The following is a 301-nucleotide window of genomic DNA, read 5'->3' as shown; positions in this document are numbered from 1 at the left end:
GCTGAAGCCGACATCCTAGGCCGTGCCCGTCGGACTCGGGTGTTGTTGCCTGCAGCACATCGGGACTACGCCACCTCGAACAATGCGGACGCCCACCTCGCGGCCTTCTGCGAGCGCTGTCACATGAGCCACGACCGGCCGGAGCATCAGCGAAGGCGCTGTCGCACCCTGTTTCGGCGGAAGGCGCTCGGGGATTCGTTTCAGGGTCCCTATGGTTAGATGCCGCCTCCCTTTGAAAGAGGCCTGCCGCCACGCCCCTCACGCATCGGGTCCTTGGGCCGGGCCGGTACAGAAACCGGTC

The 301-nt window shown here is 65.8% G+C and carries 1 pseudogene; it reads left to right on the top strand.

The window, feature by feature from the left end:
* A pseudogene (locus MKK88_RS15870) lies at window positions 1–219 on the top strand (hypothetical protein); the annotation flags it as partial.
* Window positions 220–301 lie beyond the last annotated feature (82 nt).

Source organism: Methylobacterium sp. E-005, from assembly GCF_022829725.1.
Taxonomy (GTDB): domain Bacteria; phylum Pseudomonadota; class Alphaproteobacteria; order Rhizobiales; family Beijerinckiaceae; genus Methylobacterium.
The sequence above is the reverse complement of the archived record's forward strand: the minus strand, read 5'-3'. Positions and strand labels throughout refer to the sequence as shown.